The sequence below is a fragment of the Jatrophihabitans sp. genome (genome assembly GCA_036389035.1).
GTDB lineage: Bacteria > Actinomycetota > Actinomycetes > Mycobacteriales > Jatrophihabitantaceae > Jatrophihabitans_A.
Genome location: DASVQQ010000001.1, coordinates 158,894 through 172,409, shown reverse-complemented (window position 1 = coordinate 172,409; position 13,516 = coordinate 158,894). Strand labels below are relative to the sequence as shown.

The 13,516-nt window shown below is 68.9% G+C and carries 14 protein-coding genes; 6 read left to right on the top strand and 8 right to left on the bottom strand.

Annotated features, from left to right (window positions below; translation table 11 throughout):
- The first annotated feature begins 229 nt into the window (after nucleotides 1-229).
- The 6 genes from VF557_00670 to VF557_00645 all read left to right on the top strand — a co-directional run bounded on the left by VF557_00670 (nucleotide 230) and on the right by VF557_00645 (nucleotide 6,088).
- Nucleotides 230-1,516 carry an SGNH/GDSL hydrolase family protein gene (locus VF557_00670; GenBank protein HEX8078700.1) on the top strand — a complete coding sequence of 429 codons (1,287 nt, stop codon included), beginning with the start codon at nucleotides 230-232 and terminating at the stop codon, nucleotides 1,514-1,516.
- 86 nt (nucleotides 1,517-1,602) lie between these two features.
- A complete protein-coding gene (locus VF557_00665) occupies nucleotides 1,603-1,926 on the top strand; it encodes a hypothetical protein (GenBank protein ID HEX8078699.1) in 324 nt (107 codons plus the stop codon).
- Between the two features lie 10 nt (nucleotides 1,927-1,936).
- Complete coding sequence (locus VF557_00660) at nucleotides 1,937-2,878, top strand: alpha/beta hydrolase (GenBank protein HEX8078698.1); 942 nt, start codon at nucleotides 1,937-1,939, stop codon at nucleotides 2,876-2,878.
- Nucleotides 2,875-3,966 carry an alpha-hydroxy acid oxidase gene (locus tag VF557_00655; GenBank protein ID HEX8078697.1) on the top strand — a complete coding sequence of 364 codons (1,092 nt, stop codon included), beginning with the start codon at nucleotides 2,875-2,877 and terminating at the stop codon, nucleotides 3,964-3,966. The genes VF557_00660 and VF557_00655 overlap by 4 nt, the downstream gene beginning before the upstream one ends.
- Complete coding sequence (locus VF557_00650; protein HEX8078696.1) at nucleotides 3,963-5,294, top strand: PLP-dependent aminotransferase family protein; 1,332 nt, start codon at nucleotides 3,963-3,965, stop codon at nucleotides 5,292-5,294. Before VF557_00655 ends, VF557_00650 begins: the two co-directional genes overlap by 4 nt.
- Nucleotides 5,291-6,088 (top strand): methyltransferase domain-containing protein, encoded by a 798-nt coding sequence (locus VF557_00645; protein ID HEX8078695.1) that lies wholly within the window; start codon nucleotides 5,291-5,293, stop codon nucleotides 6,086-6,088. Before VF557_00650 ends, VF557_00645 begins: the two co-directional genes overlap by 4 nt.
- On the opposite strand, the gene VF557_00640 is transcribed toward VF557_00645, so the two are convergent.
- The 8 genes from VF557_00640 to VF557_00605 are packed head-to-tail and all read right to left on the bottom strand — an operon-like array spanning nucleotide 6,078 to nucleotide 13,347.
- Nucleotides 6,078-7,046, bottom strand: a complete 969-nt coding sequence (locus tag VF557_00640; GenBank protein HEX8078694.1) for a transketolase C-terminal domain-containing protein — start codon at nucleotides 7,044-7,046, stop codon at nucleotides 6,078-6,080. The two genes, VF557_00645 and VF557_00640, sit on opposite strands and share 11 nt — an antisense overlap.
- 59 nt (nucleotides 7,047-7,105) lie before the next feature.
- Complete coding sequence (locus tag VF557_00635; protein ID HEX8078693.1) at nucleotides 7,106-8,101, bottom strand: thiamine pyrophosphate-dependent dehydrogenase E1 component subunit alpha; 996 nt, start codon at nucleotides 8,099-8,101, stop codon at nucleotides 7,106-7,108.
- Nucleotides 8,094-9,014, bottom strand: coding sequence for an aminoacyl--tRNA ligase-related protein (locus VF557_00630; GenBank protein HEX8078692.1), 921 nt, complete (start codon nucleotides 9,012-9,014; stop codon nucleotides 8,094-8,096). The genes VF557_00635 and VF557_00630 overlap by 8 nt, the downstream gene beginning before the upstream one ends.
- Nucleotides 9,008-9,772 carry a 4'-phosphopantetheinyl transferase superfamily protein gene (locus tag VF557_00625; GenBank protein ID HEX8078691.1) on the bottom strand — a complete coding sequence of 255 codons (765 nt, stop codon included), beginning with the start codon at nucleotides 9,770-9,772 and terminating at the stop codon, nucleotides 9,008-9,010. The genes VF557_00630 and VF557_00625 overlap by 7 nt, the downstream gene beginning before the upstream one ends.
- Nucleotides 9,769-10,725: a hypothetical protein gene (locus tag VF557_00620; GenBank protein ID HEX8078690.1), complete on the bottom strand. Its 957-nt coding sequence runs from the start codon at nucleotides 10,723-10,725 to the stop codon at nucleotides 9,769-9,771. The genes VF557_00625 and VF557_00620 overlap by 4 nt, the downstream gene beginning before the upstream one ends.
- 7 nt (nucleotides 10,726-10,732) lie before the next feature.
- Nucleotides 10,733-11,002: a phosphopantetheine-binding protein gene (locus VF557_00615; GenBank protein ID HEX8078689.1), complete on the bottom strand. Its 270-nt coding sequence runs from the start codon at nucleotides 11,000-11,002 to the stop codon at nucleotides 10,733-10,735.
- Between the two features lie 34 nt (nucleotides 11,003-11,036).
- Entirely contained in the window at nucleotides 11,037-11,966 is a 930-nt protein-coding gene (locus tag VF557_00610; protein ID HEX8078688.1) for a 3-oxoacyl-[acyl-carrier-protein] synthase III C-terminal domain-containing protein, read from the bottom strand.
- Between the two features lie 13 nt (nucleotides 11,967-11,979).
- Nucleotides 11,980-13,347 carry a condensation domain-containing protein gene (locus VF557_00605; protein HEX8078687.1) on the bottom strand — a complete coding sequence of 456 codons (1,368 nt, stop codon included), beginning with the start codon at nucleotides 13,345-13,347 and terminating at the stop codon, nucleotides 11,980-11,982.
- Nucleotides 13,348-13,516: the final 169 nt, after the last annotated feature.

Genomic DNA, 13,516 nt, shown 5'->3' with positions numbered 1-13,516 from the left:
GCGCCTGACTCTACGAGAAATAGTTGGTCCGGGTACGTCAGACATGAAAATAATTGTTTTTTCACATTGCTTGACTATAGAAGACCACCCGGTCTACGTTTCGTCACCATTGACCAGGCGCGCCGTCTGTTCCACATTCGGGGGTTCTAGCGCAGCGCCGTGTGGAGGTTGAAGTCGTATGCATATGTTTCCGTCCAAATTGAAGGCAACCGCAGTCACGAGCACCCTGGTGCTGGTTGGCTCCCTGGCGGTGTTGAACGGCTCCGGCGGTTTCGCCTCGGCCAGCTCACCGGCCGCCTCACCGCAACCCGTCCAAGGCCGGCAATGGGCCAACACCTGGATGGCGGCGACCACCCATGGCAACCTCGCCGGCTCGACGAATGCCGGTTTCAACAACCAGTCGGTACGGCTGATCGTGCACACCACGGTCAGCGGCTCGCAGCTGCGCATCAGGCTGTCGAACGAGGACGGTGACCAGGCCGTGGCGGTCGGCAACGCCACGGTCGCCAAGCCTGACCTGAGCACGCCCTCGGTCGCCGACATCGACCCGTCCTCGCTGCGCCAGTTGAGCTTCAACGGCCGGTCCTCGACGGTCATGAACAAGGGCGCTGAGTTGCTCAGCGACCCGGTCGACCTGGCTGTCGAGCGCGAGCAGGATCTGGTCGTCACGGTGTACTTCCCGACGCCGACCGGGCCCACCACCTTCCACGGCACCTCGCGCCAGAACAACTTCGTCGGCGCCACAGATCTCACCCAGGACGTCAGCGGGGCCGGGTTCACCATCACCCGCACCTGCTGCTGGTTCTTCATGTCCGGCGTGGACGTGCTGCGCCACACCAACTACGGCCCGGTGGTGGTGCTCAGTGACTCTCTCGGCGATGCCAACGGCAGCACCCTGAACGCCAACAAGCGCTGGGCGAACCTGCTGTACGCCCGGCTGGCCGAAGCCCGCGGCAACAACGCGCCGGCGGTGCTCAACGCCAGCCTGGCCGGCAACCGCCTTAACCATGAGGGCACCGAGCCCGGCGCCGCCGGCTTCCCAGGCTTTCCCGAGCTGGGCACCAACGCCCTGGCACGGCTGGACGACGACGTCTTCGACCTGATCGGGCCCCGAACCGTCATCACCCACCTGGGGATCAACGACATCTGGATGTCCGACGACTCGGCGGACGCGATCATCACCAGCCTGCGCCAGCTGAACCAGCAGATCAAGGAGCGCGGCATGCGCAGCCTGGTCGCCACCATAACGCCGTACAAGGGCAACGGCGGCCCCGGCGTCTGGACGCCGGCCAAGGACGCCACTCGGCAAGCCGTCAACGCCTACCTGCTCAGCAGCAGCGAGTTCGACGGCGTGATCGACTTCGACAGCGTGCTGCGCGACCCGGCAGATCCGGCGCGGCTGCTACCGGCCTATGACTCGGGAGACCACATCCATCCCAACGACCTGGGTAACCAGGCGATGGCGGACGCGATCTCATTGTCCGCGCTGCTTCGGGGTCCGGATTCGGTACCGTAACCCGGCAGGACACCGTAACCTGTGGAGGTCCTCAGTTCACGACCGGCGAAGCGGGCGGAGCCGACTGTCTGAAGGGATTCAGCGCCGTGACCGCCGATGCGATCCTTGCCGAGTTGCTGACTGAGCCCGCTCGGGCCGATCCGTATCCGCGGTACCGGGCCCTGCGGGAACTGGGGCCGATCGCGCCACTGACTCAGGGGGTAGCCGGGGCGACGCCGTTCGCGGCCGTCGCCACCGGCTACCCCCTCGTCGACGAGGTGCTGGTCTTCACACCACGCCGGCTGGCGGCGATCGAGCCGGTGGTCGAAGAGGTCGTGCAGCGGCTGCTGGACCAGCGGCGTCGGCGCCGCCGTGGCGACCGTGGACTCTTCCTTCGTGGCATGAGTTCCGTGCCGGTAACGCTGAGCTGAGGCGGCGCGAATGCCCCTGGACCCGCAGGTACGACAATGGCGCGAGCGCCGGATCGCCGATCAGGTGCGCCCGCTGTACACCCAGACCCTCGCCGAGGCGCGGGCGGCCGATCTTGCCGAGATCCAGGCCGGCGGCGGAGACCCTGAACCGGTTCACGAGGTGCTGGACCTGCAGCTGCCCGCGACCGGCGGCCCGTTGCCGCTGCGGCTGTACCGACCCGCCGGCCCGGCCCGGCAACCGGCACTGGTCTACTTCTTCGGCGGCGGTTGGACGCTGGGCCAGATCGACACCTGTGACGGCATCTGCCGCACGCTGGCAAACGCCGTGGGGTGCGTGGTGATCGCCGCCGGCTACCGGCTGGCGCCGGAGCACAAGTTCCCGGGCGCGGTCAACGACTGCTACGACGCCGTCAGCTGGATCGCCGAGCACGCCGAGGAGCTCGGGATCGACCCGGGACGGCTGGCGGTCGGCGGCGACAGCGCCGGCGGCAACCTGGCCGCGGCCGTCACGCTGCTGGCCAGGCAGCACGGCGGCCCGCCGCTGGCAGCGCAACTGCTGGTCTATCCCAACACCTGCTACGACGCCGACACCCCGTCGCTCCGGCAGAACGACGACCCGAGCATGTTCAACCGTCGCTCGGTGGACTGGTACTGGGGTCACTACCTGTCCTCACCGGATGACGGCACGAACCCGCTGGCCTCGCCGCTGCTGGCCGATGACCACTCCGGCTTGCCGGCCGCGCTGGTGATCACCGCCGAGTACGACCCGCTTCGCGACGAGGGCGAGCAGTACGCCCACCGGCTTCAGGAAGCCGGCGTGCCCACCGAGCTGTGCCGTTACGACGGCATGATGCATGGCTTCTTTCTGATGTACCCGATGCTCGAAGGCGGTCGGCGGGCCGTGGATCACGCCGTGGGCTTCTTGCGCGCGCAGTTCGGGCTCGACCGGTGACCGGCCCGGCGCCGGTGTCGCTGCTGGATTTCGAGGCCCGCGCGAAGTCGCTGCTGACGCCGGAGGTCTGGGATTTCATTGCCGGCGGCAGCGGCTTCGAGATCACCATGCGGGCCAACCGCCAGGCGCTGGATTCGGTCTCGGTCTACCCGCGAATGCTGGGCGGCGCTCTGAGCGGGACCGAAACAAACCTGCTGGGCACCCCGATGTCGATGCCGATCGCGGTGGCCCCGATGGCCTACCAGCGCCTGGTGCACCCGGCCGGTGAGGTCGCGATGGCCGAGGCCGCCTGCCAGGCAGGCATTCCGCTGATGCTCAGCGCGCTGAGCAGTTGCCCGGTCGAGGAGGTGGCGCGCACCGGTGCCAAGATCTGGTTCCAGCTGTACTGGATGCGCGAGTGGCTCGCGCTGGAACAGCTGATCGAGCGAGTGGAGGCGGCCGGCAGCACCGCTCTGGTGGTCACCCTTGACGTGCCGATCATGGGTCGGCGGCTGCGCGATGTCCGCAACCAGTTCGCGTTGCCCGCCGAGGTGGTGGCCGCCAACCTCACCAATGGCCGAGCCGGCACAGCGCATCGGGCCCGGGCCGGAGAGTCCGCGATCGCCGCGCACACCCTCGAGCTGATCGGGTCGGGGCCGACCTGGTCAGATCTGGAACAGCTTCGGAGCCGAACGAGCTTGCCCCTGGTGGTCAAGGGGATCCTCGATCCGCGTGACGCGGCGCGCGCCGTCGGGATCGGCGCCGACGCGGTGGTGGTGTCCAATCACGGCGGCCGTCAGCTCGACGGGGCGCCGGCGAGCGTCACCGCGCTGGCCGCTGTGGTGGCCGAGGTGGGCCAGCAGTGCCAGGTGCTGCTGGACAGCGGTATCCGCAGCGGCATGGACGTGCTGCGCGCGCTTGCGCTCGGGGCGTCCGGGGTGCTGGTCGGCCGGCCGCTGCTGTGGGCGCTGGCGGTAGGCGGGGCTGCCGGAGCGGCGCAGGCCCTGTCGCTGCTGAGCACCGAGTTCCGTGAGTCGCTGATCCTGGCCGGTTGCCCGGACCTGGCCGCCGTCCGGGACCTTCGCACCGACCAGGGAGTGGCCCGATGAGCACCACCGCCGACAGCCTGCGGCTGGGCCAACTGCACACCGCCCAGCTCTTCGGCGCCCTGGAGGATCCGGCGCTGAACTCGATGAACTTTCTCAACGAGATCTCCCACCGGTACCCGGACGCGGTGTCGCTGGCAGCCGGCCGGCCGGTCGAGCAGTTCTTCGAAACCGACGCCCTGCAACGTTACCTGCGCAGGTTCTGCCAGTACCTGGAAGCCGATCTCGGCTACTCCGAGGAGGAGGTGCGCCGCACGCTGTTCCAGTACGGCCGGACCAAGGGAGTGGTGCACGGCCTGATCGCGGCGAACCTTGCCCAGGACGAGGGGATCTCGGTCGACCCGGAGGCGATCGTGGTCACCGTCGGGTGCCAGGAGGCGATGTTCCTGGTGCTGCGGGCGCTGCGCACCTCGCCGTCGGACGCGCTGCTGGCGGTGACCCCTACCTACGTCGGGCTCACCGGCGCCGCCCGACTGGTCGAGATGCCGGTGCTGCCGGTCGCGGCCGGCTCCGGCGGGGTGGACCTCGACGACCTGGAGAACCAGATCCGGCAGGCGCGAGCCAGCGGTCTGCGGCCCCGTGCCTGTTACGTGATGCCTGACTTCGCAAACCCGTCCGGCGTCAGCATGAGCCTGGCCGATCGCCGGCGACTGCTGGCGATCGCGGCCGCCGAGGGCATCCTGTTGCTGGAGGACAACCCGTACGGGTTGTTCTCCCATGCCGATGAGCAGCGTCAGCCCACCCTCAAGGCCCTGGACGAGCATCGAAGCGTGGTCTACCTCGGTTCGTTCGCCAAGACGGCGATGCCCGGCGTCCGGGTCGGTTACCTGGTCGCCGATCAGCCGGTACTCGATTCCGTGGGCGGCCGAAGCCTGCTCGCCGACCAGCTCTCCAAGATCAAGAGCATGCTGACGGTGAACACCTCACCGATCACCCAGGCCATCGTGGGCGGCAAGCTGCTCGAGAACGACTGCAGCCTGCTGCGCGCCAACGAGCGCGAACGTGCCGTCTACACCCGCAACATGCGGCTGATGGTGGACGGCCTGGCGCAGCGGTTCCCCGATCCGGAACGGGGTGTCACCTACAACGTCCCGGTCGGTGGGTTCTTCGTGGTGATCACGGTCCCGTTCGGCGTCGACGACGCCTTGCTCGAGCGCTCGGCGGCCGAGTACGGCGTGCTCTGGACGTCGATGCACCACTTCTACGAGCCGGGTGTCGAAGTGAACGCGCTGCGACTGAGCTGCAGCACCGTGACCCCGCAGCAGATCGAGATCGGGCTCGATCGGATGGCGCGGCTCATCAACGACGAGCTGCGGGCCAGCCAGCGATGAGCGAGGCCGGTTCGCGCGAAGCCGACCAGCCGGATCCGTTCGCCGACTGGAACTGGGAAGACCCAGCCGGGCTCAACCAGGTCATGGACGAGTTCACGGCCAGCCTGGCGACCGCGCACACGTTGGAGAGGGTGGCCAGCGCGCCCTACAGCGCGGCCCAGCTGGCCACGCTCGGCATCACCGGAATCGAGTTCGCCGCGTTCCGCACTACTCATTCCGCGGGCCTGGGCGCTGATCTGGTGGGCCTGCGCGCTCCGGGGGCGAGCACCGAGCCAGGCCACATCTACCGGGTCGACAGCGAGTGCTACTTCACTCAGCTCGACATCGCCGAGCCACTGCCGGTGGCCGACGCCGCCCTCGACTGGGTCTACGCCGAGCACCTGATCGAGCACGTGTCGCTGCCGACAGCGGTGCACTGGCTCACCGAAGTGCGCCGGGTGTTGGCACCGGGTGGCGTGCTGAGGCTGACGACTCCGGATCTGGCCAAGTACGTCGCCGGGTACCTCGACGGCGACCCGTTCTTCGCCAAGCACCGCCGGCGGGTCGGGCAGGCCATCCGGGTCGCCCCGGCGATGCCGGCCCGCAAGGCCTTCATGTTCAACCAGCTCTTCTACCTCTACGGCCACCGCTGGCTCTATGACCTGGCGGAGTTGCGCCACGTGCTGGGCGAGGCCGGCTTCGCGGCTTCCGAGGTCCGGCTCTGCGGCTATCGCAGCGGATCGCGCGACGACATCGCCGAGCTGGATCAGAAATTTCGAAGCGATGAGACCATCTACCTCGAGGTCAGCCCTTGAGCACCGCGCTGATGGCGCTGGTCAGCTGCTGCCGGGTGGGCAGCAGGCCGGCGTCCAGGTCGGGCGAGGCTCCCACGATCGCGGCATCGGGCCGGCTGATCCGCCGGGGTGCGGCCACCAGGTGCATCTGCTCCGCCGCGGTGGCCAGCACCTCCGCTCCGAGACCGGCGAACCGGTTTCCGTCGTCAAAGACGACCAATCTGCCGGTCCGCTGCAGCGACTCAGCCAGGGCTGCCCAGTCGAAGGGATAGATCGTCCTGGGGTCGAACACCTCCACCGACACCTCACCGGCCAGCTCGTCGGCCACCGCGATCGCGTCATGCACGAGCTGTCCGACCGCGACCACGGTGACGTCGGTGCCGCTGCGGTGCAGCCGCGCCTCTCCCAGCGGAATCGGCAACAGGTCGGCGTAGTCGACGTCCTCCCTGACGCCCATGCAGGCCAGCGGCCCGAAGAAGATCACCGGGTCGTCGTCGCGGATCGCGGTGATGAGCAGGCCGTAAGCGTCGGTGGGCGTTGCCGGCATCACGGTCTTGACACCCATGTGCGCGAACAGGCTGTAGGGCTGGTCCGAGTGCTGTGCCCCCCAGCCGGTCCGCACCCCGGACGCCGGCATCAGGTAGGTCACCGGCACGCTCGTCTGGCCGCCGCTCATCAGCCGGAACTTGTTCGCCTGGTTGGTGATCTGCTCGAACACCAGCAACAGCAGGAACGGGATCTGGAACTCGACCACCGGCCGCCGGCCGGCCATCGCCGCGCCGGTGGCGAAGTTGGTGAAACCCTGTTCGGACAACGGCATCTCCAGCACCCGTTGTGGTCCGAACCGTTGCAGGAAGCCTGCGGTGACGTTGGTCAGCGCGAAGTTCATGTCCTCGCCCATCACGAACACCGACTCGTCGGCATCCATCTCATCGCCTAGGGCCCGGTTCAGCGCCTTGAGGTAGGACAGTCTGGGCATCGTCGCACCGTTTCATTCATGGGCCGGCCGCGAAGCCGGTCCGGACGCCGCAAGCGTCATCAGAGGGCACCGGCGCGCGGCTGCGGCCCGGTGGTGTAGGTGTATTCCTGCGCGTCGGCCGGGTCGAGCCTGGCGCCGTCCAGGGCGAACCGAACCGCCTCGTCCAGCACGGCCTCCACGTCGGCATCGATCTCCGAGCGAACCTGTGGCGACACCCGGCCGGCCGCGATCTCCAGCGGGTCGCGGCACCGCCAGCGAGCCAGCTCATCCTCGCTTCGGTAGTCCAGCCGGACCTTGAACTCGAAGGTGTGGTGGCCGAAGTAGCGGTAGGTGTCAGCCTCGATCAACGTAGGGCCGTCTCCGGCGCGAGCTCGCCGGACCGCGCCGGTCATCGCCGCCAGCACCACCTCGACATCCTGGCCGTCGACGGTGACCGACGGGATTCCGAAGGCCTCGCCGCGCCCGGTGATCGTGCCGGCGACCGCGGCGCCCACCGGAAGGCTCGTCGCGTACTGGTTGTTCTCGCAGATGTAGATGACCGGAAGCCGCCAGAGCGAGGCGAGGTTGAAGCCTTCGAGCAGGGCGCCCTGGCTGACCGCGCCATCGCCGAAGAAGCAGGTCACCACCTGGCCGGTGCCGGCCTGGGCGACCGACCACGCGGCGCCGGCGGCGATTGCCGCGCTGTGCCCGACCGTGCCGGTGGCGTTGTAGATGTTGCGGGTGAAGTCTGACGGGTGGAAGGACCCGCCGCGACCCCGGTCGATCCCGTTGGCCCGGCCCAGCAACTCGGCAAGAAATGTCGACGGGTCGCTGCCCTTGGCCAGGAAATGGCCGTGGCCACGATGACTGCTGAACATGATGTCCTCGCCGTCCAGCGCGGCGGCCACTCCGGTGGCCACCGCCTCCTGCCCGATGCACGGGTGGATGCCGCTGACCAGGTCACCGGACTTCACCAGGTCCAGGCAGCGCTCCTCGAACCGGCGGATCAACCGGATCGTGCGGTACAGCGAGTCACGCCGGCTCTGCTCCAGCTCGATGTCCTGGCACTCAGTCATGTTCGGCTCCCTCGCCGACGAGCGCGGATCGGACCTCGGTCGGCCATCGGTCCATTCGCGGCCCGTGCGCATTGATCAGGGCCAGCGCGAGCCGCTCCATGCCGAAGGCCATGCAGGCGGTGTGCCCGACCTCGCCCTCGACGGTGAAGCCGAAGGTCTCGCCGAAGTGGTCCTTGTGGTAGTTGGCCGACGCCACTGCCTGAACCCTGTCGGCCGACACCGCGACCTTCAACTCGTACTTCAGTTCCTGCACGCGCTGCGCTGCCTGGTACAGCTTGCGGCCGGGACCGAAGAACGGGTCATCGGCCACCTCGACGCTGACCTGCAGCCCCAGCGCCGTCAGCCAGTTCCGCACCCGGTCCAGCCACCGGCCGCGCCAGCGCACGCTCTGCTCGGCCGTCGCGACAGTCACCAGCTCGACCATCCGGAACGAGCGCAGCCGGCCCACCTCGCTGGTCGCCTCCTGCCGGAAGCAGTTCGCCGCCACCGCGAACCTGGCCGGCTCGGCAAGCGTTGCCCCGGTCAGCATGGCGTACACCGGGTAGCAGGCTGCCGGCAGCAGCACCAGGTCGCTGATCCGCTGCTCGGCATGCCACGGGCCGCCCTGCTCGACCAGCGGCGCCAGCTGGGCCCATTGCCTGCCGTCACCGGCATAGCTGTGCACCGTGCCGAGCAGCTGCGGAAAGGTCTTGACATAGCCGGCCCGCTCGATGACGTGGCGCGAGATCACCGGTGGAATCGCCAGTCGTCGAAAGGGCTCGCCGGCCGCCAGCGCGGCGATGCCGTGGCGCAGAGCCAGGATCACGTCCTCGAAGGAGCCCGGGTACAGGTACACCCCCGCGACGCCGGTCGGCAGCGGCAGGCCGTCGTCAGCTGCTGGGTTCTCGGTCAGGTCGAGCCGGTTTTCTAACATGTGGCCACCGCCATTCGGTCAGGGTCCTGCCAGCCGGTGAGGTCGGCGGTGGGCGCCCACCAGTACTGCGCCAGTGGGAAGTCGAGGTCGCCGGCCACTGCCACCGCCGCTGAGTACCCGGCCGGCGCGGGCACATCCCGCACCGTGCAGGGCTCTATCAGCTCACGCGGATCGCTGACCTGGAAGCAGCCGGCCCCCGCGCCGGGCAGCCCCGCCGACAACCGCAGGCTGGGCACCAGCCGGCTGCCGGCCATCTTCACGCAGGCTTCCTTGCGGCACCACAGGCCGGTGAACCGGGCCGCCCGCTCGCTGTCGCCGACGGCGGCCCGGACGTAGCCGGCCTCGTCAGCGGCGTAGTACCTGGCAGCCATCCGGACCAGGTCGACGTCCGAGCGCCATCGCTGGATGTCGATGCCGACCGGCGGCCCGGCGGTCACCGCCAGCGCGGCCAGCCCGCCGGAGTGGGAGAGGTTGCAGCGCAGCGCCGTCGCCGGATGTGCCAGCTCAGGCTTGCCGTGGCTGCCGACCGACCAGCGCAGCGACGCCGCCGGCACGTCGAGCAGGTCGGCGAGGATCAGCCGCACGACACCGTGCGTGACCACGAACTCGACGTGCTGCTGCCGGTGGGTGAAAGATCCGGCCCGGTGTGCCTGTTCGGTGTCGAGCAGGCGAACGAGTTCAGCTGTGACGCTGTCCGGCTGCGCGGCGGTGAAGAACCAGACCGCCACGGTGCCCGGGTCCGGCAGCCGGTACGTCATCGCACGCCGCCCGACACCCGCGCCGCGCTCGCCGCGGCGACAACGGCGACGTCGGTGAAGTCGGCCGCGCAGAGCGACAGGTAGCGCAGGACCGGATCGTAGTCGGCCAGCAGCACCAACCGCTGCCTCGCGGCCCAGCCGGCCAGGCCGCCGGCCAGTTCCCACCAGGCGCCGGTGTTGGGCAGTCCGGCCGGTGCGACAAGGACTTCCTCGACGGCCGCCGGCAGCTCCAAGCTCGCGGCCAGGCCGGCCAGGCCGGTCCCCAGGATCAGCGTCGTCGCACAGCCGCGGTCGCCGACCAGCTGGCCGAGCTCGGCTGCGACCAGCGCCGGCGCCGCGTGCGGGGTGACGTCGGTGTGCTGCCGGACCGGACCCAGCGCGGCCGGTCCGGTGTCGTCGAACAGCACCGCGACCGCGGCGTGCCGGTCCGGCATTGCCACGGGGACGGGCAGTTCGTAGTGCAACCCGGACTGCTCGGCCACCAACAGCAGCGCCCGCCGGCACTCTCCGGCCCTGGCATAGGACTGGATCAGGCGCAACGCGCTGAACGCCGCGGCGGCGCCCTGGTCGCAGAGGCTGAAGGACAGCGCCGCGCCGGGGCAGAGGTGACTCAGGTAGGTAGCGGTGCTGCGCCCGGGCTGGATGTCGTGCATCGAGTAGGCCAGCACCACCAGATCGAGCGGCTCGGCCTCGGGTGGCGTCAGCGCGGCGACCAGCGGATCGGCGAGCTCGCCGAAGGCGTGGCCCGCGCCGCTGCTCAGCAGGTCCTCGCGCACCGCCAGGCCGTAGGGCCGCACCAGATCGTGGATGAAGCCTCGCAGCCGCGGGTCCAGGGCGGTCGCGGAGCTGCCCTCGAGCTCCAGCCGCTCGGCTGCCCTGATCCGCGGCAGCGTCACCGGCACGCCGGCTGCCGCCAGGCCGGCTGAACCGCGCGAGGATCCACCGGAAAACACGGCCGGATCAGTCCTCCGCCAGCGTGTGGCTGGCCACGAAGCTGGCCAGGGCGCCGATGGACTCCAGGTCCTCACGGCTGATGTCCTCGACATCGATCTGGACCTCAAGCACGTCCTCCAGCTCGAGCAGCAGTTCCAGGGTGCTCGCCGAACTCAGTCCGAGCTCGTCGAAGAGACTGGCGCTCTCTGATATCACTCCCAGGTCGCGCTTGAGCACCCGTGGCAGCAGCACGGCGATACTGTCCAGAACCCGCTGCCGCAGGTCTGTGTCGATCACTGGCGCCATAGTGACATCTCCTGTCGTTGCCCTGTCAGTGCTGGAAGATCATTGCCGAGAACACCGCGCCGAGGCCGGCGGCGACCAGGAGGTAGTGCTCTCCCGGTCGCAGCAACCCGAGATCGGCAGCGGTGCGGTAGTTGATGAAGGCATCCGCGGCGAAGCAGTGACCGGTCAGTGGCACGTTGTCCAGCAGCACCTGTCGCACCGGGTACCCGAGCTGCTTGCACACCTGTCGCCAGGACACCTCATTGACGTTGTGCGGCAGCACCAGGCCGATCTGGTCGAGGGTCAGACCGGCCTTGTCCAGCGCTGCCAGCATCACCTGCGCCACGCAGTGGGAGTACTCCTTGTTGAACCTGGCAGCGAGCGCGTCCGGCTCGGCCAAGGTCGAGTCGAAGTCGCCGCGCTGGTGGGTGACGTAGCACAGCAGCCGATCACGAGGTCCGGCCATGCTGATCAGGCAGGCGCCGGCGCCCTCGCCGAAGAGCGAGGTGCCCGGGATCAGCTGGGTGTCCCTGGTGAACGCCTTCTCACCGGTAAGCACCAGCGCGAGAGCATCCGGATCGCCGTCATCGGCAAGCAGCCGGCCGGCCAACTCGATGGCCAGCAGCGCGGTGGCGCAGGCGTGATGGGTCACCGTGAACGCCATTGCCTTTTCCAGGCCCAGCGTGGCGCACAGCTCGTGCAGCGGATTGAGCGGGTAAGGCACCACGGCCGGGGTTCCGCGTCCGTACACCACGTAGCGCACCCGGTGCTCGTTGCCGCGCAACTCGGTGAGGTTCGCGGCGGCGGCACTGAGCAGGTCCAGCAAGGTGCCGGCGTCGCGGCACACCGTGCCGAGGCCGTGGAAGCGCCGGAACACCTGCACCTCCCGGTCGCTGAGCTCCAGTCCGTGGGCGAGGTCCTCGATCGGCACCCGGCTCTCGGGCAGGTAGGAAGCCACGGCAGCGAGCGCGGTCACGGCCGCAACCTGCTCACACCCCCGCCGGCACTGACCGGACCTCGGTGAGCGCCGTGGGATCGTGGGCTGCCTGGACCGCGGCGGCCTCGATGTCGTACGCCAAGGCCTGCATTCCCGGCATCGGCAGGTAGCGGGTGTCGGCGGACAGTTGGATGATGACGGCGTCGGAATCGTCGTCCACGCTGAGATAGAGCCGTTCCTGGATCGCCTCCACCGGGATGGACCAGTGGTGCTGGGTGAGCGTCACGGCGTCCTCGATCTCGCGCATGGTCGGCACCGGCACGTCGCGCAGGTCCCGCTGCTGTCGCCGGTCGCTGAAGAAGCACGACATGTCCAGGGTCTCACCCCGCTCCTCGGCGATCCGCTTGGTCAATGCCAGCCGTTCCGGCGGGTCGTAGTAGGCGTACTTGTAGGCCCGCATGGCCGCCTGCCGGGTGCGCCCGATCGCTTCGGCGAACGTGATGCCGGCAAGGTCGACCATGCACGGGCTGGACTGCACGACCACGCTCACCGAGGCGGCCAGCCCGGGTCTGAACCGGTTGCTCACCCCCAGCATCACCACGAACGGATTGCTTCCGGTCAACCGGGTCAACGCTATGCCGAACAGGCACAGCAGCACCTGCGAGCTGTCGGTCGCGAAGCGATCCGAGAGCAGCCGGATGGCAAGCCGGATAGCGGGGGAGCGCATGTCCAGCATCGGGTAGGACGGCTCCTGATCCGGCTCGGCCGGCTCGGGGAATCGCTGTGCGGGCATGGTCCGCAGCACACGTTCCAGGTGCCGCAACGACGCTTGCGACTGCCGCACGGCAGCCGGCGTCTGCTGCAAGCGGGCCTGGTCCAGCGGCTGCATCGCCTCCGCCGGAGCGGCGCCTTCACCGGTGACCGGATCCAGGGTGGCCAGGTCTGCCATCAGCGCTTGCAGGCCGAGCGCGTCGATGTAGAGGTGCAGGTACGTCGCCGCCAGGTGGGTGGGCACGCCATCGCGCAGGATCACCGCCATCCGCACCGGCCACTCGGATTCATAGTCGAAATCCTCGCGCTCGAAACGCTCACCGACAGTGGCGGCGACGGCTGCCGGATCGTCGGCGCCGGCGTCGATGATCCGCAACGGTATGACGCCGGACTCCGACACCACCTGCAGGATCGTTGCGTCCGGCTCGAAGCGCAACCGGGTTCGAAGGGCCGGATGCCGGCTTACCGAGAACCGCAGCATGGCGGCCAGCTCCGCCACCGTCCGCCCGGGCCGCAGGGGCGAGACGCCACCCATGGTGATCGAATTGCCTTCCTTGACGATCAGGTTCCAGATAGCCTTCTGACCCCAGGACAGCGGACCGACACCGGCGCCCGGACCGTGGAAGGGGACGAGGATGTGATCCTCCATAGATCGCTCCTCACCTGCTCGGCTCGAGCAAGCCGTGAGCCCGCGAACCGTGGGTATATTCTTGGCAGTGTAGACAAACCTGTCAATAGCAGGGCCTATACGAAAACGCGTATATACAACGGCAGTGGTATTAGCTCGGGTAGGAATTAGTCGCACCCGCTCATAGTTT